This window comes from Citrobacter sp. Marseille-Q5395, from assembly GCF_947057495.1.
In the GTDB taxonomy this organism is placed as follows: Bacteria; Pseudomonadota; Gammaproteobacteria; order Enterobacterales; family Enterobacteriaceae; genus Citrobacter; species Citrobacter murliniae.
On the sequence record NZ_CAMSEL010000001.1, the window covers coordinates 741,739 to 767,042 of the forward strand.

Genomic DNA, 25,304 nt, shown 5'->3' on the forward strand with positions numbered 1-25,304 from the left:
GCGTATGTCACCGCAGAGAAGGGCAAGGATTAGCCAGGCGAGAGCGACACAGCAGTTATTTGAATAATAATATATTAACGTAACTGTTATGCTGTTATCTATATTATGTGATCTAAATCACTTTTAAGCCAGAGTGAACAATGGAACGATTAAAACGAATGTCGGTGTTTGCCAAAGTTGTCGAGTTAGGCTCCTTCACCGCCGCCGCGAGACAGCTTCAAATGAGTGTTTCATCGATAAGCCAGACGGTATCAAAACTGGAAGATGAGCTACAGGTTAAGCTGCTAAACCGCAGCACACGTAGCATTGGGCTTACCGAGGCGGGTAAGATTTATTATCAGGGCTGCCGCAGAATGCTGCACGAAGCGCAGGATGTTCACGAGCAGCTTTATGCCTTTAACAACACGCCAATTGGTACCCTGCGAATTGGCTGTTCTTCAACCATGGCACAAAATGTCCTTGCCGGACTGACGGCAAAAATGCTGAAAGAGTACCCTGGCCTGACGGTAAATCTGGTCACCGGCATCCCGGCACCAGACTTAATCGCCGATGGCCTGGACGTCGTTATCCGTGTGGGTGCGTTGCAGGACTCGAGTCTTTTTTCGCGTCGCCTGGGGACCATGCCGATGGTGGTCTGTGCCGCGAAAAATTACCTCGCCCAATTCGGTACCCCGGAAAAACCGGCCGACCTCAGTAATCATTCCTGGCTGGAATACAGCGTACGACCCGATAATGAATTTGAGCTTATTGCCCCGGAGGGGATTTCTACTCGCCTCATCCCACAGGGACGCTTCGTAACCAATGACCCTATGACGCTGGTGCGCTGGCTGGCCGCAGGCGCGGGAATTGCCTATGTCCCGCTGATGTGGGTGATCAATGAGATCAATCGTGGCGAAGTGGAGATCCTGTTGCCCCGTTATCAGTCAGACCCGCGTCCGGTCTACGCCCTGTATACTGAAAAAGACAAGCTACCACTCAAGGTGCAGGTGGTGATTAACTATCTCACGGATTATTTTGTCGATGTGGCACAGTTGTTTCAGAGGATGTATGGCAGGGGCAAAGAAAAATAGAGGACTGTCCAGCCGGAGCAGCATTTATGTCCCCCATCCAGCAAAATGCCCGATAGCACAATGCTTATCGGGCATACAGCAGGTATGAATCCGGAGATTTAAGCAGTGCCGCCCACGGTCAGGTTATCCACCTTCAGCGTCGGCTGACCAACGCCCACCGGCAGACTCTGCCCTTCTTTACCGCAAACACCAACGCCGTTATCCAGTTTCAGATCGTTACCCACCATGGAAATCTGCTGCATCGCTTCAATGCCAGAACCGATAAGCGTCGCGCCTTTCACCGGTTTGGTGACTTTACCGTTTTCAATCAGGTACGCTTCAGAGGTTGAGAAAACAAACTTCCCGGAAGTGATATCCACCTGACCGCCGCCGAAGTTAGGTGCATAAATCCCATATTCGACAGACTCGATAATTTCCTGCGGCGTGGATTTCCCTGGCAGCATATAGGTGTTGGTCATACGCGGCATTGGCAAGTGCGCATAAGATTCACGACGTCCGTTACCTGTCGGCGCCACACCCATCAGACGCGCATTCAGTTTGTCCTGCATGTAACCTTTCAGAATACCGTTTTCAATCAGTACGTTGTACTGGCCCGGAGTCCCTTCGTCATCAATGGCTACCGAACCACGGCGATCCACCATCGTACCGTCATCAACGACTGTGCACAGTTCAGACGCGACCAGCTCCCCCATATGACCGCTGAATACCGAAGTACCTCGGCGGTTAAAGTCACCTTCCAGACCATGACCGACCGCTTCGTGCAGTAGCACACCAGGCCAACCTGCGCCCAGCACTACAGGCAGCGTTCCTGCCGGAGCGGCTACCGCAGAGAGATTCACCAGCGCCATGCGCACGGCCTCTTTCGCCCACGCATCGGCCCGGACTTCGCCATCAAGGGAGGCGAGGAAATAGTCATAACCAAAACGACCGCCGCCACCGCTGGCACCACGTTCACGTTTGCCGTCATCTTCTACCTGCACGCTGACAGACAAGCGCACCAGAGGACGAACATCCGCCGCCAGTGTTCCGTCTGTCGCAGCCACCAGGATCAACTCGTAGACGCCGGTCAGACTTGCAGTCACTTCCTGCACGCGCTTATCAGCCGCACGTGCAACACGATCGACACGCCTGAGAATGTCCAGCTTCTCTTCACGACTCATGCTTTGTAACGGATCAACCGAGGTATAGAGAGCTTGATGTTCGACTGCGCCCAGCGTCTTTACTTTACCATCGCCGCTGTCGCGCACAATCGTACGGGCAGCATGAGCGCTTTGCTCTAACGCCAGCAGGCTTATCTGGTCTGCATAGGCAAACCCTGTTTTTTCGCCGCTAATGGCGCGCACACCAACGCCCTGGTCGATATTGTAAGAACCATCTTTAATGATGCGGTCTTCTAAAACCCAGGATTCGTGATAGCTCGACTGAAAATAGAGATCGCCGTAATCAAGACGGCGTTCGGCCAGTTGGCCCAGAATGGCAAACAGATCCTGATGTTTCAGGCCATTCGCCGCTAGCAATTGTTCACTTACCAGGTTCAGACTCATCGTTTTGCTACTCATTAGTTGCTGCGGTAGGGAGATCTATTTACTGAGATTGGGGCAATTACTCGCCCCCGTCAAATCATTGCTTTCTTTCTTTTCGCGGCTGGCGCAGGACTTCGTTAATCTGCGGCTTATCAACCGGACCGGTGATGCGATAGCGCAGAATCGAGACTTTGCTCCATAACGGTCCCAGTACTTTACTGGCAGCAAATACAGCGGCACCGACAATCGGGTTGACGGCAAACGCGGCGGCAACACCCACGGTGGCAGAAATTTCCGGTGCGACAACAGCTTCCATATCCAGCTCACGCCGCACAAGGTTAACTGAACCTTTCATCGCGATATCCGCTTCCAGTCCGTCCACCAACGTATCATCGGTATGCATTACGCCATCTTTAATCCATGCCGTGCTGCGAATGGAGTCAAAATAAAAGCCTTCACTGAAGGTATCGCTAAAATCAAAACGCAGTTTACGCAGCAACGCATCAAAGCTCAGCAGGCGCAGCAGTTGTCCCGCATGTCCGGTGCTTAACTCAGTAAGCTCGCCTTTACCCAAACGGGTACGCAAAATTCCATTAAGCGAGGCTTCATCAGGATCCCAGGGGGGATTGCGCCAGTGCAGATCGTACTCAACGTTGAATGAAGAGTTTCGTATCGGCGTTGATACGCCAAAGAAACCCGCGGCAGAGTCAATTTTATTACCGTTTAGTTTTCCCTTCAGCGACGTACGCTCTTTACCCGGCACGTTAACCCATTCACCGTCCAGAGTCAGTCTGGCAAAACCTGTATCTAACAAACCACTGCTCAACGTCAACGTATCGCCTTTAATCGCCACATCGGCGTCAATACGCCCGTATTTCTGCCCCCACATCCAACACTCTGCGCAGCGGAACTGAACATCCGGCCAGCCACGGAAGCTAACTCTGCCTATGTCAGAAAACGGCGAGGCGGATGCTGTTTTCTGTGACGACTTTGCAGTGCCTGGGTTGTAGTAAAGATACTTAATAAACGCCTGCCACGGCGCGTTATTGCGCATGGCCAACGTCGCGTTAATCTCACGTCCTTGCGCCTGTATGTTCGCCCCGTTAAGCGCAGGTTCAGACACAATACTCAGATTGTTCCACTGCTGGCCTCCCAGTGATAAAGATGGCGTACGTACCGTGATGCGTTGGGGGAAGTTCGCGTTAGTACCGACGTTATCCGCCGCACCTTTCTGGAACAACGCCAGCCACTGCGCACCATCCATTGGCGGAAGGTTAAGTTCAACGCCCTGCTGGTCAGGCAGCGCAGGCACGGTACGGCTTTCAGAAGTCCAGATGGCACGGTCAAGCGTCAATTTCTGGTTCAGCAACCAGTGGCTGTTAAAGTGGTTTTTATTTCCGGCGTTGCCAGTCAGATCAAAACTGCGCAGATTGCCGTCCGCCTTAACGTTAACCGGCAGCGACTCACCGCGCGCTTTGTTCAGCGGTGCTGGTAAGTGACTGCTTACATTTTTCAGGTCACTCTTTAACTCAATGTTGTATGTTGCCCCGGCATGATACGGAAGTTCGATACCAACTTTACCATTCCACGCCATGCTGCCGCTTAAAGCATCGTTCACCTGCGTCGGCAAAATCCCCATCCGGGTTGGTTGCCAGTCCCCCTTCAGATTCACAGCGACCTGATAAGCTTTAGTGCCTTCAGTAGTGGAAAAATCGACATCCAGAGGCTGATTAAACCAGTTTGCCGTCATCGGCTCGCTTTTGAGATCCCCGTTTACAAAGCTGAATTTGCCGTTCAGGTTCTTCAGCGTACTGTCGAGTGGCTTAATAAACAGGCTGTTATTACGCAGCATGACATCACCTTTGGCGGTGACCAGCGAACCATCAAGTGGGATATCAAGATGTAAGCGAGCATTCACATCGCCGTCAATCTGGAGCTGTTCCAGTGTGGCACCGAGAGAGTCCTTCAACGGGGTATCATCAAAATACGGTCCGACCGCCTTTCCCGGCCCGTTGATATCCGCATCAATCAGCAGCTTTTCTTTCTTATAGTCGGGAATATTGGCGGTCAGGTTACTGGCTTTCACTCCGCCTAACTGGACGCCGTCGGTTTTCATCCACAGACCGTCGTTAAGGAAGTTCAGCTCAATATCAAGGTCTGTTAACGCAGGCCAGTCTGGCTGGAAGGCAAACGTTGCATTGCGCAGCGGCACCAGCACCTGAAACTGACCTTCGTTGTGTTTATACGGGAATAAGTGCGGATTACCGCCATAGACCAGCGTGGCGTTATCCGCCTCACCACCCTGAATTGCGCTGCTGAGGTAGTCAACCAGCTCCTTACCCATCAGGTTTTCCGGAAAATAACGCCAGGCCTGAGAGCCGTCGTTGGTACTGATACCCGCCAGAATGCCCAGCCATGGCTCATCACCTGTCGGTTGCAGATAGCGAAAACCACCGCGAGCATGTACTGCTGTCGCTTTAACATCAATATCACGCCCATCTAACTGAAAACCTTTGTCATTTTTCAGCCAGCTAAGCGTAGCCACACCCTCTTCAATTTCCAGCGGAGCGCGGAAGACCGTTTCATAGGGCATTTTTGCCTGTTTCATGGAGGCGGTGAGCAAACCATTTTCAACACTGCCCGCAAGCGTTCCGGAGAAATGTTCTGCACCCGGTAACAGCTTCCACTGTTTCCAGGCCAGATTGGTCCACGAGGACTGGAAGCGGGTTTTTTCTGTCGCCTGCAACGGAATATCGAGCGCCAGCACATCTATCTTGCCGCTCGGTTGCGTTGCCTGCCAGATATCACCCAGCGCCGGAGATAACTTTGCCGCCATCGAACGCAGCCCCTCTAATCCAGCTAACTCCAGATTACTGGCACGAATGCGCAGCTCATCACTGCGTTTGTTATTTTCACCGCCCACTTCCTGCTCAGGGATCCAGGCAAGGGTTAACGCTCCGCTCGGCCAGGGTTTATCGTCCAGAGTTATCCGTGTATCGGGAATAGAAAATTGCCAGCCTGGCTGTTCACGGCTAATGTGTGCGGTCAGATTATCAACAGCGAGCGTGTGTGTATGGTTATCGCCCTGCCAGCTTGCACCACCTTTCTTCAGCCAGATATCTCCACCGGAGATTTCCCCTTTGCTGAGCGTCATCCATCCTTCGAGGCTAAAACGCGCGGTTTGCAGCGCGACGTTATCCTGCATCCATTTCCCCAACCACGGCTTCACATCGATGTCATCAGCCTGTAGCCAGACGCGACCATTATTCAGCAGTCCGTCATCGTCACGCAGATCCATTCGCACCTGCATGACGCCGTGCTGTCCGGTGAGGCTGGAGAGACTGACCTGACCTTCGGCGCGGTGTCTGTTTTTACCGTTCAGCCAGGTAAGCTGTGGTATCGCCAGCTCTGCACGCTGGCCAGAGAGGGTTAAAAAGCTGATCTGACTATCGCGAAGATCGAAATGATCAAACTGACGAAGGAAAAGATCGCTAAGGTGACCGGCTTCAATGCCATCGTCGCTGTCGCTGCGCTGGATAGGAGTATTAGTACGCAGTTGCAGTTGCCAGAAGGTAAGATCGCGAAACTGCCAGCGCATGTGCAGCAGACTTTGCCAGACATCCAGCGCCAGCGTGACTCGCTTAACTGAGAATTCTCCGCCATCGTTTAGCTGCGCATGGATATCGCGCGCCTCGAGCGTCGGGCCAAAGTTTTGCCAGTTGGCGGTGAACTGAGTGGCAGAAACGGGCATACCTGTTGCGGATTCAATCTTGCCAAGAATGGCGGGACGCCAGGTATCGAGATGAGGCAGAGCAAGGCGCAGCCCACTAACCAGCAGCGCTGCGATGACAACGAATGCGGCTCCAGTGAGCAGTAATATCCCCGGCAATCGCCTCACGCGCCTCTCCTTGTCTGCCAAAAAATGTGACTCACAAACCTGAAGTGAATCTTGCCGGATGGCAGCGCTTGCGCCAAATCCGGCCTACAAGCACTGACGCCGCAGGCCTGCTCACATCATTACCACGTCAAACTGCTCCTGGTTATAGAGCGGCTCGACTTGTACTTTGACCTGTTTGCCGACAAAGATTTCCACTTCCGCCAGCGCATGTGACTCTTCACCTTTCAGAGTCTCTGCCACTGCCGGAGAAGCATAGACCAGGAAACGATCGGAGTCGTAAGCATGATGCACGCGCACAATTTCACGCATGATTTCATAGCATACGGTTTCTACCGTTTTCACCGTGCCGCGCCCGTGGCAAGTTGGACACTCGTTACAAAGCACATGCTCCACGCTTTCGCGCGTACGCTTACGCGTCATCTCCACCAGCCCCAACTGTGAAAAACCGTTAATGCTGGTTTTTACGCGGTCCTTACTCAGGGCCTGCTCCAAAGAGTGCAGCACCCGACGACGGTGATCCTCATTATTCATGTCGATAAAATCGATAATGATAATGCCGCCCAGGTTGCGCAGACGCAGTTGACGCGCAATGGCCTGTGTCGCTTCAATGTTGGTATTAAAGATAGTGTCATCGAGATTACGATGTCCAACAAACGCGCCGGTGTTTATATCAACAGTGGTCATCGCTTCGGTCTGATCGATAATCAGATAACCACCGGATTTCAGCTCAACTTTACGTTCCAGCGCGCGTTGAATTTCATTTTCAACATCAAAGAGATCGAAAATAGGCTGCCGTCCACTGTAGTGTTCCAGCTTGCTGGTCATCTCCGGGATGTATTCCGCGGTAAACTCCAACAACGCTTCATAGGTCAAACGGGAGTCCACTCGGATTCGGTCAAGCTGAGCATCAGCAAAATCGCGCAGTACACGCTGCGCAAGCGCCAGTTCGCCGTACATCTGATAGCGCGTTTGCGGACGCTTTTTGCGCTCCATAACTTTGGTCCAGACGCGCTTCAGGTAAGCGGCATCGGAGGCCAGATCCTCTTCGCACACACCTTCTGCCGCCGTGCGAATAATAAATCCGCCCTGCTCATCGCAGTAATCCGCCACCACTTTTTTCAGACGTTCACGTTCGGTTTCACTTTCGATACGCTGGGAAACCCCAACGTGTGATGCACCAGGCATGAAAACAAGGTAACGGGAAGGAAGCGTGATATCCGTCGTCAGACGGGCGCCCTTAGTGCCAAGCGGATCTTTTACCACCTGCACCATCAGGTCTTGTCCCTGGCGCACCAGCTCGGAGATGTCGCGCACAGTGAACTGCTTTTGCTCTTCACCTGCCACACATTCTGTATGTGGCATGATGTCTGAAGCGTGAAGAAATGCGGCTTTATCCAGTCCAATATCTACAAAAGCCGCCTGCATACCCGGAAGTACACGACTTACACGACCTTTGTAGATATTGCCTACGATTCCGCGTCGCGCCTCACGTTCAATATGAATTTCCTGCAGAATTCCGCCATCAATGTACGCCACGCGCGTTTCCGATGGCGTTACGTTTACCAACAATTCAGCCGTCATGTTTATCCCTTTTCTCACGCAGTGCGTTAAAATTGCTCAGCAACTCATACGTTTCTACCAGCGGTAAGCCGACTACGGCGTGATAGCTGCCATTTATCTTCCTGACAAAACAGCCACCCAACCCTTGAATACCGTATGCACCTGCTTTATCCATAGGCTCACCGCTGGCAACATAGCCCGCAATGTCCTCATCAGTTAGTGCTCTGAATGTCACTTCCGTTACAACCAGGCAGTCCAGACTGTGCTGGCGATCGGCTAACGCCACTGCCGTCATGACCTGATGTGTTTTGCCTGACAGCTTGCGCAGCATCGCTGCAGCATGGGCGGTGTCATGCGGTTTTTCCAGCACTTCGCCATTCAGAATAACAATGGTATCTGCACCCAACACAGGCAGATCACGAAGAGCCAACGCAACGCCTGCCTGCGCCTTCTCCCGCGCCAGACGAACAACATACTGCTGTGCGCTTTCTTGCGAATGCCGCTGTTCCTCAATCCCGGGAACCAGCCGCTCAAATTTCACACCAAGCTGAGTCAACAGTTCCTGCCGGCGTGGGGAACCTGAAGCCAGATACAGAGTATTCATATCAACCTTATTGCACCGCAAACTGCTGGCGGACTTTACGCATCAGTAAGAATAACCATGGCCAAAGCACACCGTTTACTACACTACTCCAGAACACTTCGGGTCTGAAAGAGACATTGATCACTAAAAACTCGGCCCAGAAAACAATAATATCCACGACCAGTGATAGCAACATGACCACCAGCGCCTGTTGCCAGAGCGCGAGGTTACGGAATAGTTGGAATTTCAGCGCGACCAGATAAGCAATGATACTCATCGACAAAGCCCGCACGCCAAGCGTGGAACCACTAATGAGATCCAGTATGGCACCCACCACAAATCCTGTGCCCACATTTACGCGATGCGGCAGTGCCAGGATCCAATACAGCAGGATGAGCAGCACCCAGTTTGGCCGGAAAACAAGAATGTCATCCGGCCAGGGCATGACTTGCAATAACAGTGCAATAAGGAACGAGAGCCAAATTACCCAACGTCCCTGGCTACGATAGCTTGCCACTTACTGCCCTCCCGGCTTACGCGGAGAAGGTACTGGCTGCGCTGTATTCGCAGGTGCAGGAGTAACACCTGTTGCCGGTGCTGGAACAGGGGCTGGCGGGCCCATCGTATCCGGCGACGGCAGCACCTGAGGCATCATTTGCATCAGACGTTCATTGGCTACGCGGTGCACTTCCTCCGGAGTCATCGGATTTGCACCATTACGGTCGGCTCCCCACAACAGCAACAGGTAGCGCAAACGCTGTAAACCAGCAGTCGGACGCGCCTGAATCACGGTGTAAGCACGTTGGGTGTCCAGCTTAACGGAAGAGACAACGGCGACCGGATACCCTTCAGGGAAACGTCCGCCCAGGCCCGATGTGACCAGCACATCGCCAACACGAATATCGGTATTGGCTGGCAGGTGTTCGAGCTGTAGATCGTCCGTGCAGCCGTTACCGGCAGCAATCACACGAATGTCGTTACGCAGAACCTGGATCGGCAACGCGTGGGTTGCATCGCAAATCAACAGTACGCGACTGGTCAGTTTTGCCACGGCAACGACCTGACCCACGACACCTTTATCACTGATTACCGGCTGACCTTCGTAAACACCGTTTACGCTCCCTTTATCGATCACAACCTGATCGCTGTAAGGGTCATTAACCGTTGAGATGACCTGAGTCACCATCTTTTGTTCATCCTGACGCAGCGGCGATCCCAGCAGCTCGCGCAAACGCGCGTTCTCCTGTTTATATTGCCCCAGCATCAGCAACTCGCTGTTTTTCAGCAGCAGTTCCTGGCGCAGCGCCCGGTTTTCAAGTTCGAGTTGGTCACGCGAAGCCAGCGTTTGCGACACGCCGTCGAGTAATTCACGGGGACCATTAGAAATAAAGTAGAAAGGACTGACGGCGGTATCCATGTACGTTCGGATTTGGCTAAACGTACCCAGGCGGCTGTCGGCGATAATAACGCCGAGCGCCACCAGCACCGCCAGAATAAGGCGAATCTGTAGCGACGGGCCACGGCTAAAAATTGGCTTCATAGGCTATGCGTATTCTCGTGTCAGTGCGGAAGGGCAACCTGTTGGCCACCCTACCTGCATCCGACTACTCTTCGCTGAACAGGTCGCCGCCGTGCATATCAATCATTTCCAGCGCTTTGCCGCCGCCGCGCGCCACACAGGTCAGCGGATCTTCAGCAACAACAACTGGAATACCGGTTTCTTCCATTAACAGACGATCAAGGTTACGCAGTAATGCGCCACCGCCGGTAAGCACCATGCCGCGTTCGGAGATATCAGACGCCAGCTCTGGCGGGCACTGTTCCAGTGCAACCATCACCGCGCTCACGATACCGGTCAGCGGTTCCTGCAGCGCTTCCAGAATCTCGTTAGAGTTCAGGGTAAAGCCACGTGGAACACCTTCAGCCAGGTTACGACCGCGAACTTCGATTTCGCGTACTTCATCACCCGGATAAGCAGAACCGATTTCGTGCTTAATACGTTCTGCGGTAGCTTCACCGATCAGAGAGCCGTAGTTACGACGCACATAATTAATAATGGCTTCGTCGAAACGGTCACCACCGATGCGTACGGAAGAAGAGTAAACCACGCCGTTCAGGGAGATAACTGCGACTTCAGTGGTACCACCACCGATGTCCACAACCATAGAACCGGTTGCTTCGGAAACAGGCAGACCCGCACCGATCGCTGCCGCCATCGGCTCTTCGATCAGGAACACTTCACGCGCACCTGCTCCCTGAGCGGATTCACGGATCGCACGACGTTCAACCTGAGTTGCTCCAACCGGTACACATACCAGTACGCGCGGGCTTGGGCGCATGAAGCTGTTGCTGTGCACTTGTTTGATAAAGTGCTGGAGCATTTTTTCAGTCACGAAGAAGTCAGCAATAACGCCATCTTTCATTGGGCGAATTGCAGCAATATTACCCGGTGTACGACCCAGCATCTGCTTCGCATCATGACCTACTGCGGCCACGCTTTTCGGCGAACCGGCACGATCCTGGCGAATGGCCACAACAGAAGGCTCATTCAATACGATGCCTTGTCCTTTTACATAAATAAGGGTATTCGCGGTACCCAGGTCAATGGACAGGTCATTGGAAAACATGCCACGAAATTTTTTCAACATACTAAGGGATAATCCTGAAAGCTGGGGCGGAAAACAAAATCCGCTTACTTTACCAACCACACGCAGCAGCGACAAGGCGGAAAAATCATCTGCTACGGTGAAAATTAGTGCAGTTCGTTTCCTTTGTTACAAAACCGGCCTGAGTCCATCAGGGCTGAATAAATCAGCAGCAATCCTCGCCTCATTTGCAACCTGTCAAAGGTCATTCACCTGCATGTTTGCTGTTACAACCTAGCGGGCAGACAAGCACACCCCCAGAAGGCACAGCGCGCGTTATTCTACGTGAAAACAAATTAAACGGCAGGTTAAACCGAATATCTTTGCGAATATTTTTTCACGTTGGTGTCAAGTGGCTGTGATGCGGCAAAAAAATCACCTTGTCCACCCGAGACTCCACGTTCGGTCAACGTACGCCACTCGCTACGCGAACGAACACCGGTGGCATAAACCAGCGTGGGTGTTCCTGAACAGGCTTCCACCAGACTCTGCACAAGAAGCTGATTTTCCGTTCGCTTATCAATATTTCTTACCAGGCTTGGATGAAGTTTCAATAATTCGACATTGAGTTCTTTTATCCAACTGGTGCTAACCAGTGTTAAACCTGCCTGCGTAACGGCGATACGAACACCCAGCGCATCCATCAATCGAATCACAGGCTGTAACCGGCTGATATGTTGACAGACATCCGCCTCCGCAAGTTCAATAATTATGCGTTTACGCAGCGATTTTTCGCACTGCATCAGCGTATCACGCAACCAGCGCTGAAAACGCGGGCGAATAAGCGACTCTACTGTCGCCTGCATCGCCAAACTTTCCTGTGGCCAATAGCCCAATAACAAGATCAGACGGCTAATCTGCAAGCGGTCATATTCTTCCGCCAGGCCAAATTGCAGCACCATCGGCATATATTCTGCCGAGATGACCTCTTCGCTCCCATCAAAAATGCGGCACATTAATTCCCGATGGTGCACCCGCCCTTCACATGTCACAGCAGGTTTTTGGTAAATTCTCGGACCGCCCCGGCTGAGCATCTGTTCTATAAGCGTTCGCCAGCGTACATTACCCCGGCCTTTTTCGGGTAGAGAGTCGTCATAGACTGACCAACTGTTCCCACCTTGCAATACCGAATTACGGGTTGCCGCTTCGGCGTGATCCATAACCTGTTCAGTGGATTGACCGCTGCGGCAAACGCAAATGCCAATATGAATCATATCGGCACGATCGATCATTTTGTTAGTCGGAAGTGCGTCTACCGCTTTTAACAATTGCCCGGCGATACTTTCCGCTTCTTTTAACGTGCGGTGCGGCAGCAAGATGGCAAAATCACTACGGTGGTAGCGTGCCAGCAGCGCTCCCGGATAGCGCATAATAAAGGTCGACAACAAATTGATGAGCGCGGAGATTTGTTCTTCAGCAAGCTCAACTCCCCAACTATCACGCAACAGGGTAAAGTCCGGCAGACGAACCATCATCACAACCCCGTGCGATCCTACTTTCTCTTGATCTTCCAGCAGCGTCGCCAATTGGTTATCAAAGAACAGCCGGTTGCTAAGCCCGGTTTTTGTATCCTGCGCAACATAGGATCGGATCAGCGTATCCAACCTGCTTCGCTGCTCACGGGCGTTCTGAATTTCGGTAAGCAGCATATCAAGCGCACTACTGGTACGCGCAGGCCATTCATAGACTGTACCCCGGACGTTCGGCCCTCGTTCACCGTTCAGGATCCGCGTTGAACGAATCTCCAGCAGCTCCTGTCCGGAAAGCTGACGCTGAAGCCAGCGTACCGACAAGAATAGCATCAGGATAATAAAACCAATCGATAGCGTGAGCGGCGCTGTCGTCATCAGCGAATGGAAATAATTGCCCATTGGATCCTGATAGACCAGACGCAGCGACATCCCAGGATGCTTGACCAAAGGAACCGTGATATCGCGATAGAGATTGTTCGTCCCTGCAGGGCGATAGCTACTGGTTCGGGAATGGCGATAAACAATATTCTCACCCTGAAGCAACTCAACGCGGACGATATCGACGGAGATCATTAACTCATCTATTTGCGGCGTTAAGGAAACAGCATCTTTGGAGACAAGATGGGTGTCAATCGCCGTCGCTACGGCCTGGACGCGAGCGGTGAACTTGTATTGAATCGCGTTGTAAAAACTCAGTGAGCAGCCAATCAAAGTCACGAAGATCGTTAGCCCGGTAAGCAGCGTCACAAAAGCTGAGAATTTCGTCGTTAATCGCATCCTTGTGTTAACTCCGACAGTTATGAATCAAGCGTGAAAATGAAAAAGCGACACGAAAATGCGAAATTGAACGCGAAATCCGTCAATTTACACAAATAATGTGGGCATACTACCAAATCAGGTATTTCTGGCAATTTATTGCGCAGAATCGGCATCATGTTTTGTTTAGCGAGTATAGTCTTCATAAATAATTTTCCAATCCACTATATGAATTGAGGACAGGTTATGCAGGCTTTGATCTTAGAACAGCAGGACGGAAAAACCCTCGCATCCGTTCAACCCCTCGACGAAAACCAGCTACCGGAAGGCGATGTGACGGTGGATGTTCACTGGTCGAGCCTGAACTATAAAGACGCGCTGGCCATCACAGGCAAGGGTAAAATTATCCGTAATTTTCCGATGATTCCTGGTATCGATTTCGCTGGCACCGTTCGCAATAGCGAAGATCCCCGTTTTCATGCAGGCCAGGAAGTCTTGCTAACCGGCTGGGGCGTGGGGGAAAACCATTGGGGTGGACTGGCAGAACGTGCACGCGTAAAAGGTGACTGGTTGGTTGCTCTGCCAAAAGGGCTGGATGGCCGTAAAGCCATGGTCATCGGCACCGCCGGTTTTACCGCCATGCTGTGCGTAATGGCGCTTGAAGACGCCGGTATTCGCCAGGAAGATGGCGAGATTGTTGTCACCGGCGCCAGCGGTGGTGTGGGCAGTACTGCCGTCGCGTTGCTGCATAAACTGGGTTATCAGGTTGCGGCGGTATCCGGTCGCGAAAGTACGCATGACTATCTGCGTAGCCTGGGCGCCAACCGAATCCTCGGTCGTGATGAGTTTGCTGAATCTCGCCCGCTGGAAAAACAGCTCTGGGCCGGTGCGATTGATACCGTTGGCGACAAAGTGCTGGCAAAAGTCCTCGCTCAGATGAACTACGGCGGCTGTGTCGCTGCCTGTGGTCTGGCCGGCGGTTTTGCACTCCCAACCACAGTGATGCCATTTATTCTGCGTAATGTGCGCTTACAGGGTGTTGATTCCGTGATGACGCCCCCGGCTCGTCGTGCGCAAGCCTGGCAACGTCTGGTCAATGACTTGCCAGAATCATTCTATGCGCAAGCTGCAACAGAAATCACTCTGGCTGATGCGCCAAAGTTTGCCGATGCCATCATCAATAACCAGGTGCAAGGCCGCACATTGGTAAAGGTACGTTAAGCTGTCGCAGATAAAAACTTACATTTAATTAACTATTTTTTTATACACATTGACGGACTCCCTGCCATAGTAACTACGCGCCAATATGAGTCATCGCGCGTATGCCGGGAGTCTATCATGAAGAAAATACGTCAATTTACCGAAGCCGATGTAACCGCAGAATCGGCTTTTTTTATGCAGCGCCGCCAGGTGCTGAAAGCACTGGGTATCAGTGCCGCCGCATTGTCTTTGCCTTTGTCTGCACAGGCTGACCTTCTCAGTTGGTTTAAAGGTAATGACCGTCCACCCGCACCTGCTGGTAAACCGCTTGATTTCAGTAAACCTGCTGCCTGGCAAAATACGCTTCCTTTAACACCAGAAGATAAAGTGTCTGGCTATAACAATTTTTATGAGTTTGGCCTGGACAAAGCAGACCCGGCAGCCAACGCTGGCAGTATGAAGACCAATCCCTGGACGCTGAAAATCAGTGGCGAAGTGGCCAAGCCCTTAACACTCGATCACGATGCACTAACCACACGTTTCCCGTTGGAGGAACGTATTTATCGGATGCGCTGTGTAGAGGCCTGGTCAATGGTCGTGCCGTGGATTGGCTTTCCTTTACATAAGCTGTTGGCACTGGCCGAACCCACCAGCAATGCAAAATATGTCGCTTTCGAAACGCTCTATGCGCCGGATGATATGCCGGGACAGAAAGATCGCTTTATTGGCGGGGGGCTGAAATATCCCTACGTTGAGGGACTGCGCCTTGATGAAGCCATGCATCCGCTCACGCTACTCACCGTAGGTGTTTATGGTAAGGCACTTCCCCCGCAGAATGGCGCACCGATCCGCTTAATCGTGCCATGGAAATACGGTTTTAAAGGCATTAAGTCGATCGTCAGTATCAAACTCACACGTGAACGCCCACCGACGACCTGGAATATGGCCGCACCTGATGAATATGGTTTTTATGCCAATGTGAATCCACATGTCGATCATCCTCGCTGGTCGCAAGCGACTGAGCGTTTTATTGGTTCAGGCGGGATTCTGGACGTACAGCGACAACCTACGCTGCTATTTAACGGTTATGCCGATGAAGTCGCCTCGCTGTATCGCGGCCTCAATTTACGGGAGAACTTTTAAGTGCGCCTGACTGCAAAAAACATTACCTGGCTGAAAGTGTGCCTGCATCTTGCCGGTATTTTACCTTTTGTCTGGCTCTTTTGGGCGGTAAATAATGGGGGATTGAGCGCCGATCCCGTTAAAGACATTCAACACTTTACCGGTAGGACAGCTCTGAAATTTTTACTGGCGACCTTGCTGGTCGCGCCGCTGGCGCGCTACGCTAAACAGCCATTATTGATACGTACTCGTCGCCTGTTAGGGTTATGGTGTTTTGCCTGGGCTACGTTGCATTTAACCAGCTATGCCCTACTGGAACTGGGCATTAATAATCTTGCACTGTTAGGACGGGAATTAACAACGCGTCCTTATTTGATGTTGGGCATTATCAGTTGGGTCATATTATTTGCCCTCACATTAACGTCAACACAGGCAGCACAGCGAAAACTGGGCAAATATTGGCAGTTCTTACACAACTTCGTCTATCTGGTGGCGATCCTGGCGCCTATTCATTACCTGTGGTCGGTAAAGATTTTATCTCCACAACCGATCATTTATGCAGCGCTCGCTACCGTGCTTTTAGCCTGCCGTTATAAGAAGTTCCGCCAGTGGTGGCGGTAGTTTCACGATATGTGCAGTGCGTTGCAAAACACAGACGAACCCATGTTCTTTACATGCCAACGGTTGATTATCTTCCCTGATAAGACCAGTATTTAGCTGCCAATTGCTACGAAATGGTTATAATGTGCGACCTTGCTTTCCCCGAGAGCGTTTTTACACCGCTGAAAGGGTGACAATCGCGCATTGAAGGTATATTTTGTTTTTTACCCGAAAATGGCAGAAGATAGCCACACAATGACTGACAAGTCATGAAATCTCATTTAATGGTTGCGGCACGCAGTGCAACGCCAGAGATGCGTGGCATCTTGTCACCAACAGTTATTCAAATGCTATACAGACGGCGATAAAACGCCTGTCACAATCTCACTAAACAAAGAGTACGGAACCCACTCATGGATATTCGTAAGATTAAAAAACTGATCGAGCTGGTTGAAGAATCAGGCATCTCCGAACTGGAAATTTCTGAAGGCGAAGAATCTGTACGCATCAGCCGTGCAGCGCCAAATGCAGGTTTTCCAATGATGCAACAGGCTTATGCTGCACCAATGATGCAACAACCTGCTCTGTCTAACGCTGTCGCTCAGACTGCAACTCCAAGCATGGAAGCCCCAGCCGCAGCGGAAATCAGTGGTCACATCGTACGTTCCCCGATGGTTGGTACTTTCTACCGCACCCCGGGTCCTGACGCCAAACCGTTTATCGAAGTGGGTCAGAAAGTGAATGCGGGCGATACCCTGTGCATCGTTGAAGCCATGAAAATGATGAACCAGATCGAAGCCGATAAATCCGGTGTGGTGAAAGCGATCCTGGTCGAAAGTGGTCAACCGGTAGAATTTGACGAGCCGCTGGTCGTCATCGAGTAACGAGGCGAACATGTTGGATAAAATTGTTATCGCCAACCGCGGCGAGATTGCCTTGCGTATTCTTCGTGCCTGTAAAGAACTGGGCATCAAGACCGTCGCTGTGCACTCAAGCGCGGATCGCGATTTAAAACACGTATTACTGGCAGATGAAACGGTCTGTATTGGCCCGGCTCCATCTGTAAAAAGTTACCTGAACATCCCGGCTATCATCAGCGCCGCTGAAATCACCGGCGCGGTGGCAATCCATCCGGGTTATGGCTTCCTCTCTGAGAACGCCAACTTTGCTGAACAGGTAGAACGCTCAGGCTTTATCTTCATTGGCCCAAAAGCCGATACCATCCGCTTGATGGGTGACAAAGTGTCCGCCATTACTGCGATGAAAAAAGCTGGCGTACCAACCGTTCCCGGCTCTGACGGCCCGCTGGGCGATGATATGGACGCTAACCGCGCTCATGCCAAACGCATCGGCTATCCGGTAATTATCAAAGCTTCCGGCGGCGGCGGCGGTCGCGGTATGCGCGTTGTACGCGGCGATGCTGAACTGGCCCAATCCATTTCCATGACGAAAGCTGAAGCGAAAGCCGCTTTCAACAACGACATGGTTTACATGGAAAAATACCTGGAAAACCCACGCCACATCGAAATTCAGGTGCTGGCAGACGGTCAGGGTAACGCGATTTATCTGGCAGAACGCGACTGCTCTATGCAGCGTCGTCACCAGAAAGTGGTCGAAGAGGCGCCAGCACCTGGCATTACTCCGGAACTGCGTCGCTATATCGGCGAGCGTTGCGCCAAAGCGTGTGTTGATATCGGCTACCGTGGAGCGGGTACTTTCGAATTCCTGTTTGAAAACGGTGAGTTCTACTTCATTGAAATGAACACCCGTATCCAGGTAGAACATCCGGTTACCGAAATGATCACCGGCGTTGACCTGATCAAAGAGCAGTTGCGTATTGCAGCGGGTCAGCCGCTGTCTATCAAGCAGGATGAAGTTATAGTTAAAGGCCATGCGGTAGAATGCCGTATCAACGCCGAAGACCCGAACACCTTCCTGCCAAGCCCGGGTAAAATTACGCGTTTCCACGCACCGGGTGGCTTTGGTGTGCGCTGGGAGTCACACATTTACGCAGGCTACACTGTCCCTCCGTACTATGACTCAATGATCGGTAAACTGATTTGCTATGGCGAAAACCGTGACGTGGCAATTGCCCGCATGAAAAACGCCTTGCAGGAACTGATCATCGACGGCATCAAAACTAACGTTGATCTGCAGATCCGCATCATGAATGACGAGCACTTCCAGCGTGGTGGTTCTAATATCCACTACCTGGAGAAAAAACTCGGACTTCAGGAAAAGTAAGCACGCGTTAACTGAAAAGGCCGGGAATTCCCGGCCTTTTGTTTTTCTCCCCTCCGGTACGTCCCATAATGTACAATCCCCGCTTTCTTTATCCACAAGGGACAAAAAATGGACGCTCGATTTGTTCAGGCCCATAAAGAGGCGCGCTGGGCGCTGTGGCTGACCCTTTTCTATCTTGCCACATGGTTGGTGACCGCTTACTTACCAGATTCCACACTGGGCTTTACCGGCTTGCCACACTGGTTCGAGATGGCGTGTCTGCTGACACCATTGGTTTTCATTTTGCTGTGTTGGGCAATGGTGAAATTTATCTATCGCGATATTTCTCTGGAGGATGACGATGCAGCTTGAAGTCATTTTGCCGCTTGTCGCCTATCTTCTGGTGGTGTTTGGTCTTTCCGTTTACGCAATGAGAAAGAGAACGACTGGCACCTTCCTGAATGAGTATTTCCTCGGCAGTCGCTCCATGGGCGGTGTCGTGTTGGCCATGACGCTAACTGCAACCTACATTAGCGCAAGCTCGTTTATTGGCGGCCCCGGCGCGGCATATAAATACGGGTTGGGATGGGTATTGCTGGCAATGATCCAGTTGCCTGCCGTCTGGCTGTCGTTAGGTATTCTCGGTAAGAAATTCGCCATTCTGGCGCGCCGTTACAATGCCGTAACCCTCAATGATATGCTGTTTGCCCGCTATCAGAGCCGTTTACTGGTATGGCTGGCGAGCCTCAGCCTGCTGGTGGCTTTTGTCGGAGCGATGACCGTGCAATTCATCGGCGGCGCACGTTTGCTGGAGACTGCTGCGGGTATTCCTTACGAAACCGGCCTGCTGATCTTTGGTATCAGTATCGCGTTATATACGGCATTCGGCGGATTTCGCGCCAGCGTGCTGAATGACACCATGCAGGGCATGGTGATGCTGATTGGTACTATCGTCTTGCTGGTGGGCGTAGTCCACGCCGCAGGCGGCCTCAGTCAGGCAGTAGAAACCCTGCAAACCATCGATCCTAAGCTGGTGACACCGCAGGGTGCTGATGACATTCTGTCTCCAACCTTTATGACATCATTCTGGGTACTGGTGTGCTTTGGGGTGATTGGTCTGCCGCACACGGCGGTACGCTGCATTTCCTATAAAGACAGTAAAGCCGTACATCGCGGGATTATCATTGGCACCATTGTGGTGGCGATCCTGATGTTTGGGATGCATCTGGCAGGCGCACTGGGACGTGCGGTAATCCCTGATCTGACAGTTCCGGATTTGGTTATCCCTACCCTGATGGTAAAAGTTTTGCCACCTGTTGCTGCCGGTATCTTTCTCGCCGCACCGATGGCAGCGATTATGTCGACGATCAATGCTCAATTGCTGCAAAGTTCCGCTACGATCATTAAAGATCTTTACCTGAACCTTCGCCCGGAACAACTACAAAATGAAACTCGCCTGAAGCGAATGTCTGCGGTGATCACCCTGCTGTTGGGGGCGTTACTGTTGCTGGCTGCCTGGAAGCCGCCAGAGATGATTATCTGGCTTAACCTGCTGGCGTTCGGCGGCCTGGAAGCCGTTTTCCTGTGGCCTCTGGTACTTGGCCTGTATTGGGAACGAGCGAATGCGACAGGTGCATTGAGCGCCATGATTGTCGGTGGGGTACTCTATGCCGTACTCGCCACCTTTAACGTTCAGTATCTGGGCTTCCATCCGATTGTGCCTTCGTTACTGCTAAGTTTGCTGGCTTTCCTGGTCGGAAACCGTTTTGGTTCTGCCGCCCCGCAAGCCGTCATATTGACTACTGATAAATAAAGAGTTTTGCCATGCCATGGATCCAACTGAAACTGAACACGAGCGGTGCAAACGCTGAAGAGTTAAGTGATGCACTGATGGAAGCGGGTGCCGTTTCTATCACCTTCCAGGATACACATGATACTCCGGTGTTTGAACCGCTGCCGGGCGAAACTCGCCTGTGGGGTGATACCGACGTTATCGGCCTGTTCGACGCAGAAACCGACATGAAAGAAGTTATTGCCCTTCTGGAACAGCACCCGCTGTTGGGCACTGGCTTCGTGCACAAAATCGAACAGCTTGAAGATAAAGACTGGGAGCGCGAATGGATGGATAACTTCCACCCAATGCGCTTTGGCGAACGTCTGTGGATTTGCCCTAGCTGGCGCGATGTGCCGGACGAAAACGCCGTCAACGTGATGCTGGATCCTGGCCTGGCGTTTGGCACAGGTACTCACCCAACGACCTCTCTGTGTCTGCAATGGCTCGACAGCCTCGATCTTAACGGTAAAACAGTTATCGACTTTGGCTGTGGCTCCGGCATCCTGGCGATTGCAGCGCTGAAACTGGGCGCGGCGAAAGCCATCGGTGTGGATATTGATCCTCAAGCCATCCAGGCGAGCCGCGATAACGCACAGCGTAACGGCGTTTCTGACCGCCTGGAGCTCTATCTGCCAAAAGACCAGCCAGAGGCCATGAAAGCCGATGTAGTGGTCGCAAACATCCTCGCCGGCCCATTGCGTGAATTGGCACCATTAATCAGCGTACTGCCCGTTGAGGGTGGCTTATTGGGCCTTTCCGGTATTCTTGCCAGCCAGGCGGAAAGCGTCTGTGAAGCCTATGCCGATCTCTTTACACTCGATCCGGTTGTCGAGAAAGAAGAGTGGTGTCGTATTACCGGTAAGAAGAAATAGTCCCCTTTCGTTACCGTTGGTAACGTTAAGATCGCTCTTTTTTTCGCAAAAGGATTTGCGGAAATGAGAGCGAGATCGCATTCGAAAGCCATTATTTGTTCATAAAGACAGCGTTTTATCCTGTTCAACTTACCCTGATAGTAATAAAAAAAGAGAAGTTTTCGGAATTTATAAATGGATGCCAAATTACCGATTTATTGTATCCGCATGATTATTAAATACTTTATTTTGAAACTGTCCACTCAACCAGCAATTCATTGATCCACCTCAGGGGATTGGTCAAAGTTTGGCCTTTCATCTCGTGCAAAAAATGCGTAATATACGCCGCCTTGCAGTCACAGTATGGTCATTTCTTAACTCATGCGCATCGGACAATATCAGCTCAGAAATCGCCTGATCGCAGCACCTATGGCTGGCATCACTGACAGACCATTCAGGACGCTGTGTTATGAGATGGGAGCAGGATTGACGGTATCCGAGATGATGTCTTCTAACCCACAAGTTTGGGAAAGCGACAAGTCTCGTTTACGTATGGTGCACGTTGATGAGCCAGGAATTCGCACGGTGCAAATTGCCGGCAGCGATCCTGTTGAGATGGCCGATGCCGCACGTATTAACGTGGAAAGCGGCGCCCAAATTATTGATATCAATATGGGGTGTCCGGCTAAAAAAGTGAATCGTAAGCTCGCAGGTTCAGCCCTCTTGCAGCACCCGGATCTAGTGAAGTCGATACTAACCGAGGTCGTCAATGCAGTGGACGTTCCTGTCACACTCAAGATTCGCACCGGCTGGGCTCCGGAACACCGTAACTGCGTAGAGATTGCCCAACTGGCTGAAGACTGTGGCATTCAGGCTCTGACCATTCATGGACGCACCCGCGCCTGTTTGTTCAATGGAGATGCTGAGTACGACAGTATTCGGGCAGTTAAGCAGAAAGTTTCCATTCCGGTTATCGCGAATGGCGACATTACTGACCCGCATAAAGCCAGAGCTGTGCTCGACTATACGGGGGCGGATGCCCTGATGATAGGACGTGCAGCTCAGGGAAGACCCTGGATCTTTCGGGAAATCCAGCATTATCTGGACACTGGGGAGCTGCTGCCCCCGCTGCCTCTGGCAGAGGTGAAGCGCTTGCTTTGTGCGCACGTTCGGGAACTGCATGACTTTTATGGTCAGGCAAAAGGGTACCGAATTGCGCGTAAACACGTATCCTGGTATCTCCAGGAACACGCTCCAAATGACCAGTTTCGGCGCACATTCAACGCCATTGAAGATTCCAGCGAACAGCTGGCGGCGTTGGAGGCATACTTCGAAAATTTTGCGTAAACAGAAATAAAGAGCTGACAGAACTATGTTCGAACAACGCGTAAATTCTGACGTACTGACCGTTTCTACCGTTAACTCTCAGGATCAGGTAACTCAAAAACCCCTGCGTGACTCGGTTAAACAGGCACTGAAGAACTATTTTGCTCAACTGAATGGTCAGGATGTTAATGATCTCTATGAGCTGGTACTGGCTGAAGTAGAACAGCCCCTGTTGGACATGGTGATGCAATACACCCGCGGTAACCAGACCCGTGCTGCCCTGATGATGGGCATCAACCGTGGTACGCTGCGTAAAAAACTGAAAAAATACGGCATGAACTGATACTAATCAGCGATATGTTTGTTTTAAAAGGCGCTACTCGGCATGGGGAAGCGCCTTTTTTATTTGCATCACACGGAGGCTTTGGCGATGAAGGCGAGATGTGAACCTGTCTATTTTGGCGATGAATCGAAAAAGATAATCCAGGGTGATGCGCTAACTGAACTGCAAAAGCTCGCACCCGAAAGCGTCGATCTCATTTTTGCCGACCCACCTTATAACATCGGCAAAGACTTTGACGGAATGGTGGAATCCTGGGACGAAGAGACCTTCCTAGTCTGGTTGTTTGAGTGTATTGAAGAGTGCCATCGCATTCTTAAGCCACAAGGCACTATGTACATCATGAACAGCACAGAGAACATGCCGTATATCGACCTCAAATGCAGACAGCTTTTTACCATTAAAAGTCGCATTGTGTGGTCATATGATAGCTCTGCAGTCCAGGCCAAAAACTTCTTTGGTTCCATGTATGAACCGATCCTGATGATGGTAAAAGATCAGAAAAGCTATACGTTTAATCGTGATGATATTCTGGTTGAAGCCAAAACAGGAGCCAAACGCGCGCTTATCGATTACAGAAAGAACCCGCCCCAGCCGTACAATCAGAAAAAAGTACCTGGCAATGTTTGGGAGTTCCCGCGCGTTCGCTACCTGATGGATGAATACGAAAATCATCCAACCCAAAAACCTAAGGCCCTGTTAGAGCGTATCATTCTGGCATCCTCTAACTCAGATGACGTGGTGTTAGATCCGTTTGCAGGCAGTTTCACCACCGGGGCTACTGCAGTGGAACTGGGTCGCAAATTCGTTGGGATTGAGATCAATGATGAATACGTAAAAATGGGACTCAGGAGACTGGGTGTCAGCTCCCATTTTTCAGAGAATGAGCTTGCAAAGATAAAAAAGCGAAAGACCAATAATCGGTCTAAAAAGAGTCGATTAACTGAAAATAGCGGCAAGATCTCAACAAAGTAAAAGCATTGTAAGTCTGCTTTTCAGCTTTTGGATTTCGTGTATATTCCCAGCACACTTGGGCATGAATACACAGGATTTGGTAATGATTCGCAAGTATTGGTGGCTGGTTGTTTTTGCGGTCTTCGTTTTTCTTTTTGATGCGCTGCTCATACAGTGGATAGAGTTGATGACAACAGAGCACGATAAGTGCCGGAATATGAATTCAGTGAATCCCCTCAAGCTGGTCAACTGCGTCGACCTCGAATAGCACGCACGGTAAAAGATGTTTTATAGCAGCCGTCAGGCTATGGCGGCTGAAACTACCCAACCTGATTTTCACTCTTGATCAACTGCATCACACAGCCATCAGGGCTTAGCATTTTTAATACGTTATCCACTAATACCGGCGCTTGCCCATACAGATCATAACTTGCTGGATTCATTAGCCAGTTTTTTATTATCCCACTGAAACTCCCATGGAGAATAATTATAATAACGTCTAAATCCAGACTGCTTGCGATAAGGTTTTCATCCATACATTCCTGTAAAGATTTACGGATACTCTGATGACTTAGTCCTATTTTATCGCGAATTTCCTGCTCTGATATCATATCGCTATTGAATTCACACTTATGATATAGAATCTGCATTAATGCCTGCTGACGAGGTATCTCAGCAATATACTGCAAACCAACGACCAGTTTTTCTCGCAATCGCTGTAACGGATTATTACCCGAGCGTCCAATGAGTCTGTCCTGAATAAGATCGCGCAAAGGGGGTTGCTGTAGCCATAACTCATTAAACAGTTGGATCTTATTTTCGAAATGCCAATAGATTGCGCCTCGCGTCACGTTGGCGGCATCCGCAATGTCGTTTAGCGTCGTATTGCCTACACCACGTAGAGCAAACTGTACAATCGCTGTTTCAATGAGATGCTGTCGTGTTTTGAGGGCATCAGCTTTCGTTTTTTTAGCCATGGTTTCAAATGCCTGGGACAGAATAGGAATTGATAAACTTTCTTATCAAATATTTGCCATATGGAGCAAATGTATCACTTCGCATTTATTTAGACGAGTTCTAAAATATTTCATTACGTGCAACATACATAAATAATCAAAACAAATAAAAATTAGTTAATATATTCATTGGGCAAATGTTTATTTCAACATGTGTTTACCTGCATCAGGTCATTGCATACTTCCTGCTAACGAAAAGGTAGCTGATTAATCTTTTTTTGTTTTTATGTGCCGTGCATCGTACAGCAAAATAAGTATTACTTACATCGCAAGCTAATAATTTGTAGGATAGCCAACTATTATTTTATTTGCGCGCGTTATCGCCTTGCCG

22 protein-coding genes are annotated in these 25,304 nt (G+C 50.9%); 13 read left to right on the top strand and 9 right to left on the bottom strand.

Features of this window, described 5'->3' with window-relative positions; translation table 11 throughout:
- The first annotated feature begins 140 nt into the window (after positions 1-140).
- Positions 141-1,070 (top strand): HTH-type transcriptional activator AaeR, encoded by a 930-nt coding sequence (gene aaeR / locus OH663_RS03425; protein ID WP_045448175.1) that lies wholly within the window; start codon positions 141-143, stop codon positions 1,068-1,070.
- 98 nt (positions 1,071-1,168) lie between these two features.
- Here the strand turns inward: aaeR and tldD are convergent, their stop codons facing one another.
- The 8 genes from tldD to csrD all read right to left on the bottom strand — a co-directional run bounded on the left by tldD (position 1,169) and on the right by csrD (position 13,528).
- Positions 1,169-2,614 carry a metalloprotease TldD gene (gene tldD / locus OH663_RS03430; RefSeq protein ID WP_048222523.1) on the bottom strand — a complete coding sequence of 482 codons (1,446 nt, stop codon included), beginning with the start codon at positions 2,612-2,614 and terminating at the stop codon, positions 1,169-1,171.
- Between the two features lie 76 nt (positions 2,615-2,690).
- Positions 2,691-6,491 carry an AsmA2 domain-containing protein YhdP gene (yhdP, locus tag OH663_RS03435; protein WP_200010095.1) on the bottom strand — a complete coding sequence of 1,267 codons (3,801 nt, stop codon included), beginning with the start codon at positions 6,489-6,491 and terminating at the stop codon, positions 2,691-2,693.
- Positions 6,492-6,602: 111 nt separating this feature from the next.
- Complete coding sequence (gene rng, locus OH663_RS03440; protein ID WP_003828822.1) at positions 6,603-8,072, bottom strand: ribonuclease G; 1,470 nt, start codon at positions 8,070-8,072, stop codon at positions 6,603-6,605.
- Positions 8,062-8,655, bottom strand: a complete 594-nt coding sequence (locus OH663_RS03445; protein WP_048220467.1) for a Maf family protein — start codon at positions 8,653-8,655, stop codon at positions 8,062-8,064. Before OH663_RS03445 ends, rng begins: the two co-directional genes overlap by 11 nt.
- Positions 8,656-8,662: 7 nt before the next feature.
- A complete protein-coding gene (gene mreD, locus OH663_RS03450) occupies positions 8,663-9,151 on the bottom strand; it encodes a rod shape-determining protein MreD (protein WP_003025196.1) in 489 nt (162 codons plus the stop codon).
- Positions 9,152-10,174, bottom strand: a complete 1,023-nt coding sequence (gene mreC / locus OH663_RS03455; RefSeq protein WP_045448184.1) for a rod shape-determining protein MreC — start codon at positions 10,172-10,174, stop codon at positions 9,152-9,154.
- Between the two features lie 64 nt (positions 10,175-10,238).
- On the bottom strand, positions 10,239-11,282 hold the full coding sequence (mreB, locus tag OH663_RS03460) for a rod shape-determining protein MreB (RefSeq protein WP_000913396.1): 1,044 nt from the start codon (positions 11,280-11,282) through the stop codon (positions 10,239-10,241).
- Positions 11,283-11,587: 305 nt separating this feature from the next.
- On the bottom strand, positions 11,588-13,528 hold the full coding sequence (csrD, locus tag OH663_RS03465; RefSeq protein ID WP_045448201.1) for an RNase E specificity factor CsrD: 1,941 nt from the start codon (positions 13,526-13,528) through the stop codon (positions 11,588-11,590).
- A gap of 225 nt (positions 13,529-13,753) precedes the next feature.
- Between csrD and acuI the strand changes: the two genes are divergently transcribed.
- From acuI to OH663_RS03525, 12 genes are all read left to right on the top strand, one after another.
- A complete protein-coding gene (gene acuI / locus OH663_RS03470; protein WP_200010096.1) occupies positions 13,754-14,728 on the top strand; it encodes an acrylyl-CoA reductase (NADPH) in 975 nt (324 codons plus the stop codon).
- Positions 14,729-14,845: 117 nt separating this feature from the next.
- Entirely contained in the window at positions 14,846-15,850 is a 1,005-nt protein-coding gene (msrP, locus tag OH663_RS03475) for a protein-methionine-sulfoxide reductase catalytic subunit MsrP (RefSeq protein WP_200010098.1), read from the top strand.
- Positions 15,851-16,450, top strand: coding sequence for a protein-methionine-sulfoxide reductase heme-binding subunit MsrQ (msrQ, locus tag OH663_RS03480; RefSeq protein ID WP_200010099.1), 600 nt, complete (start codon positions 15,851-15,853; stop codon positions 16,448-16,450). It begins immediately after the preceding gene.
- A 392-nt stretch (positions 16,451-16,842) separates the two neighbouring features.
- Positions 16,843-17,313 carry an acetyl-CoA carboxylase biotin carboxyl carrier protein gene (gene accB, locus OH663_RS03485; RefSeq protein WP_045448210.1) on the top strand — a complete coding sequence of 157 codons (471 nt, stop codon included), beginning with the start codon at positions 16,843-16,845 and terminating at the stop codon, positions 17,311-17,313.
- A 10-nt stretch (positions 17,314-17,323) separates the two neighbouring features.
- Positions 17,324-18,673: an acetyl-CoA carboxylase biotin carboxylase subunit gene (accC, locus tag OH663_RS03490; RefSeq protein ID WP_045448212.1), complete on the top strand. Its 1,350-nt coding sequence runs from the start codon at positions 17,324-17,326 to the stop codon at positions 18,671-18,673.
- A 108-nt stretch (positions 18,674-18,781) separates the two neighbouring features.
- The gene (locus OH663_RS03495) at positions 18,782-19,024 is read left to right on the top strand and encodes a YhdT family protein (protein WP_048220464.1); all 243 of its coding nucleotides are present in this window, start codon (positions 18,782-18,784) and stop codon (positions 19,022-19,024) included.
- Positions 19,014-20,465: a sodium/pantothenate symporter gene (panF, locus tag OH663_RS03500; RefSeq protein ID WP_048220463.1), complete on the top strand. Its 1,452-nt coding sequence runs from the start codon at positions 19,014-19,016 to the stop codon at positions 20,463-20,465. Before OH663_RS03495 ends, panF begins: the two co-directional genes overlap by 11 nt.
- 11 nt (positions 20,466-20,476) lie before the next feature.
- The gene (gene prmA, locus OH663_RS03505) at positions 20,477-21,358 is read left to right on the top strand and encodes a 50S ribosomal protein L11 methyltransferase (protein ID WP_048220462.1); all 882 of its coding nucleotides are present in this window, start codon (positions 20,477-20,479) and stop codon (positions 21,356-21,358) included.
- A 360-nt stretch (positions 21,359-21,718) separates the two neighbouring features.
- A complete protein-coding gene (dusB, locus tag OH663_RS03510; RefSeq protein WP_200010100.1) occupies positions 21,719-22,684 on the top strand; it encodes a tRNA dihydrouridine synthase DusB in 966 nt (321 codons plus the stop codon).
- Positions 22,685-22,709: 25 nt separating this feature from the next.
- Positions 22,710-23,006 (top strand): DNA-binding transcriptional regulator Fis, encoded by a 297-nt coding sequence (gene fis / locus OH663_RS03515; protein WP_000462905.1) that lies wholly within the window; start codon positions 22,710-22,712, stop codon positions 23,004-23,006.
- 87 nt (positions 23,007-23,093) lie between these two features.
- Complete coding sequence (gene yhdJ, locus OH663_RS03520) at positions 23,094-23,978, top strand: adenine-specific DNA-methyltransferase (RefSeq protein WP_200010118.1); 885 nt, start codon at positions 23,094-23,096, stop codon at positions 23,976-23,978.
- 82 nt (positions 23,979-24,060) lie between these two features.
- Entirely contained in the window at positions 24,061-24,225 is a 165-nt protein-coding gene (locus OH663_RS03525; protein ID WP_003025279.1) for a DUF2556 family protein, read from the top strand.
- A 52-nt stretch (positions 24,226-24,277) separates the two neighbouring features.
- On the opposite strand, the gene envR is transcribed toward OH663_RS03525, so the two are convergent.
- Positions 24,278-24,934, bottom strand: a complete 657-nt coding sequence (envR, locus tag OH663_RS03530; protein WP_200010101.1) for an acrEF/envCD operon transcriptional regulator — start codon at positions 24,932-24,934, stop codon at positions 24,278-24,280.
- Between the last annotated feature and the right edge of the window lie 370 nt (positions 24,935-25,304).

Excerpts from the sequence above, each read along its gene's own strand:
- OH663_RS03525 (WP_003025279.1), top strand. The coding sequence starts at position 24,061 with ATGATTCGCAAGTATTGGTGGCTGGTTGTTTTTGCGGTCTTCGTTTTT.
- panF (WP_048220463.1), top strand. The coding sequence starts at position 19,014 with ATGCAGCTTGAAGTCATTTTGCCGCTTGTCGCCTATCTTCTGGTGGTG.
- OH663_RS03495 (WP_048220464.1), top strand. The coding sequence starts at position 18,782 with ATGGACGCTCGATTTGTTCAGGCCCATAAAGAGGCGCGCTGGGCGCTG.
- csrD (WP_045448201.1), bottom strand. The coding sequence starts at position 13,528 with ATGCGATTAACGACGAAATTCTCAGCTTTTGTGACGCTGCTTACCGGG.
- mreB (WP_000913396.1), bottom strand. The coding sequence starts at position 11,282 with ATGTTGAAAAAATTTCGTGGCATGTTTTCCAATGACCTGTCCATTGAC.
- fis (WP_000462905.1), top strand. The coding sequence starts at position 22,710 with ATGTTCGAACAACGCGTAAATTCTGACGTACTGACCGTTTCTACCGTT.
- aaeR (WP_045448175.1), top strand. The coding sequence starts at position 141 with ATGGAACGATTAAAACGAATGTCGGTGTTTGCCAAAGTTGTCGAGTTA.
- mreC (WP_045448184.1), bottom strand. The coding sequence starts at position 10,174 with ATGAAGCCAATTTTTAGCCGTGGCCCGTCGCTACAGATTCGCCTTATT.
- OH663_RS03445 (WP_048220467.1), bottom strand. The coding sequence starts at position 8,655 with ATGAATACTCTGTATCTGGCTTCAGGTTCCCCACGCCGGCAGGAACTG.
- rng (WP_003828822.1), bottom strand. The coding sequence starts at position 8,072 with ATGACGGCTGAATTGTTGGTAAACGTAACGCCATCGGAAACGCGCGTG.
- yhdJ (WP_200010118.1), top strand. The coding sequence starts at position 23,094 with ATGAAGGCGAGATGTGAACCTGTCTATTTTGGCGATGAATCGAAAAAG.
- msrP (WP_200010098.1), top strand. The coding sequence starts at position 14,846 with ATGAAGAAAATACGTCAATTTACCGAAGCCGATGTAACCGCAGAATCG.
- accB (WP_045448210.1), top strand. The coding sequence starts at position 16,843 with ATGGATATTCGTAAGATTAAAAAACTGATCGAGCTGGTTGAAGAATCA.
- envR (WP_200010101.1), bottom strand. The coding sequence starts at position 24,934 with ATGGCTAAAAAAACGAAAGCTGATGCCCTCAAAACACGACAGCATCTC.
- acuI (WP_200010096.1), top strand. The coding sequence starts at position 13,754 with ATGCAGGCTTTGATCTTAGAACAGCAGGACGGAAAAACCCTCGCATCC.
- tldD (WP_048222523.1), bottom strand. The coding sequence starts at position 2,614 with ATGAGTCTGAACCTGGTAAGTGAACAATTGCTAGCGGCGAATGGCCTG.
- dusB (WP_200010100.1), top strand. The coding sequence starts at position 21,719 with ATGCGCATCGGACAATATCAGCTCAGAAATCGCCTGATCGCAGCACCT.
- accC (WP_045448212.1), top strand. The coding sequence starts at position 17,324 with ATGTTGGATAAAATTGTTATCGCCAACCGCGGCGAGATTGCCTTGCGT.
- prmA (WP_048220462.1), top strand. The coding sequence starts at position 20,477 with ATGCCATGGATCCAACTGAAACTGAACACGAGCGGTGCAAACGCTGAA.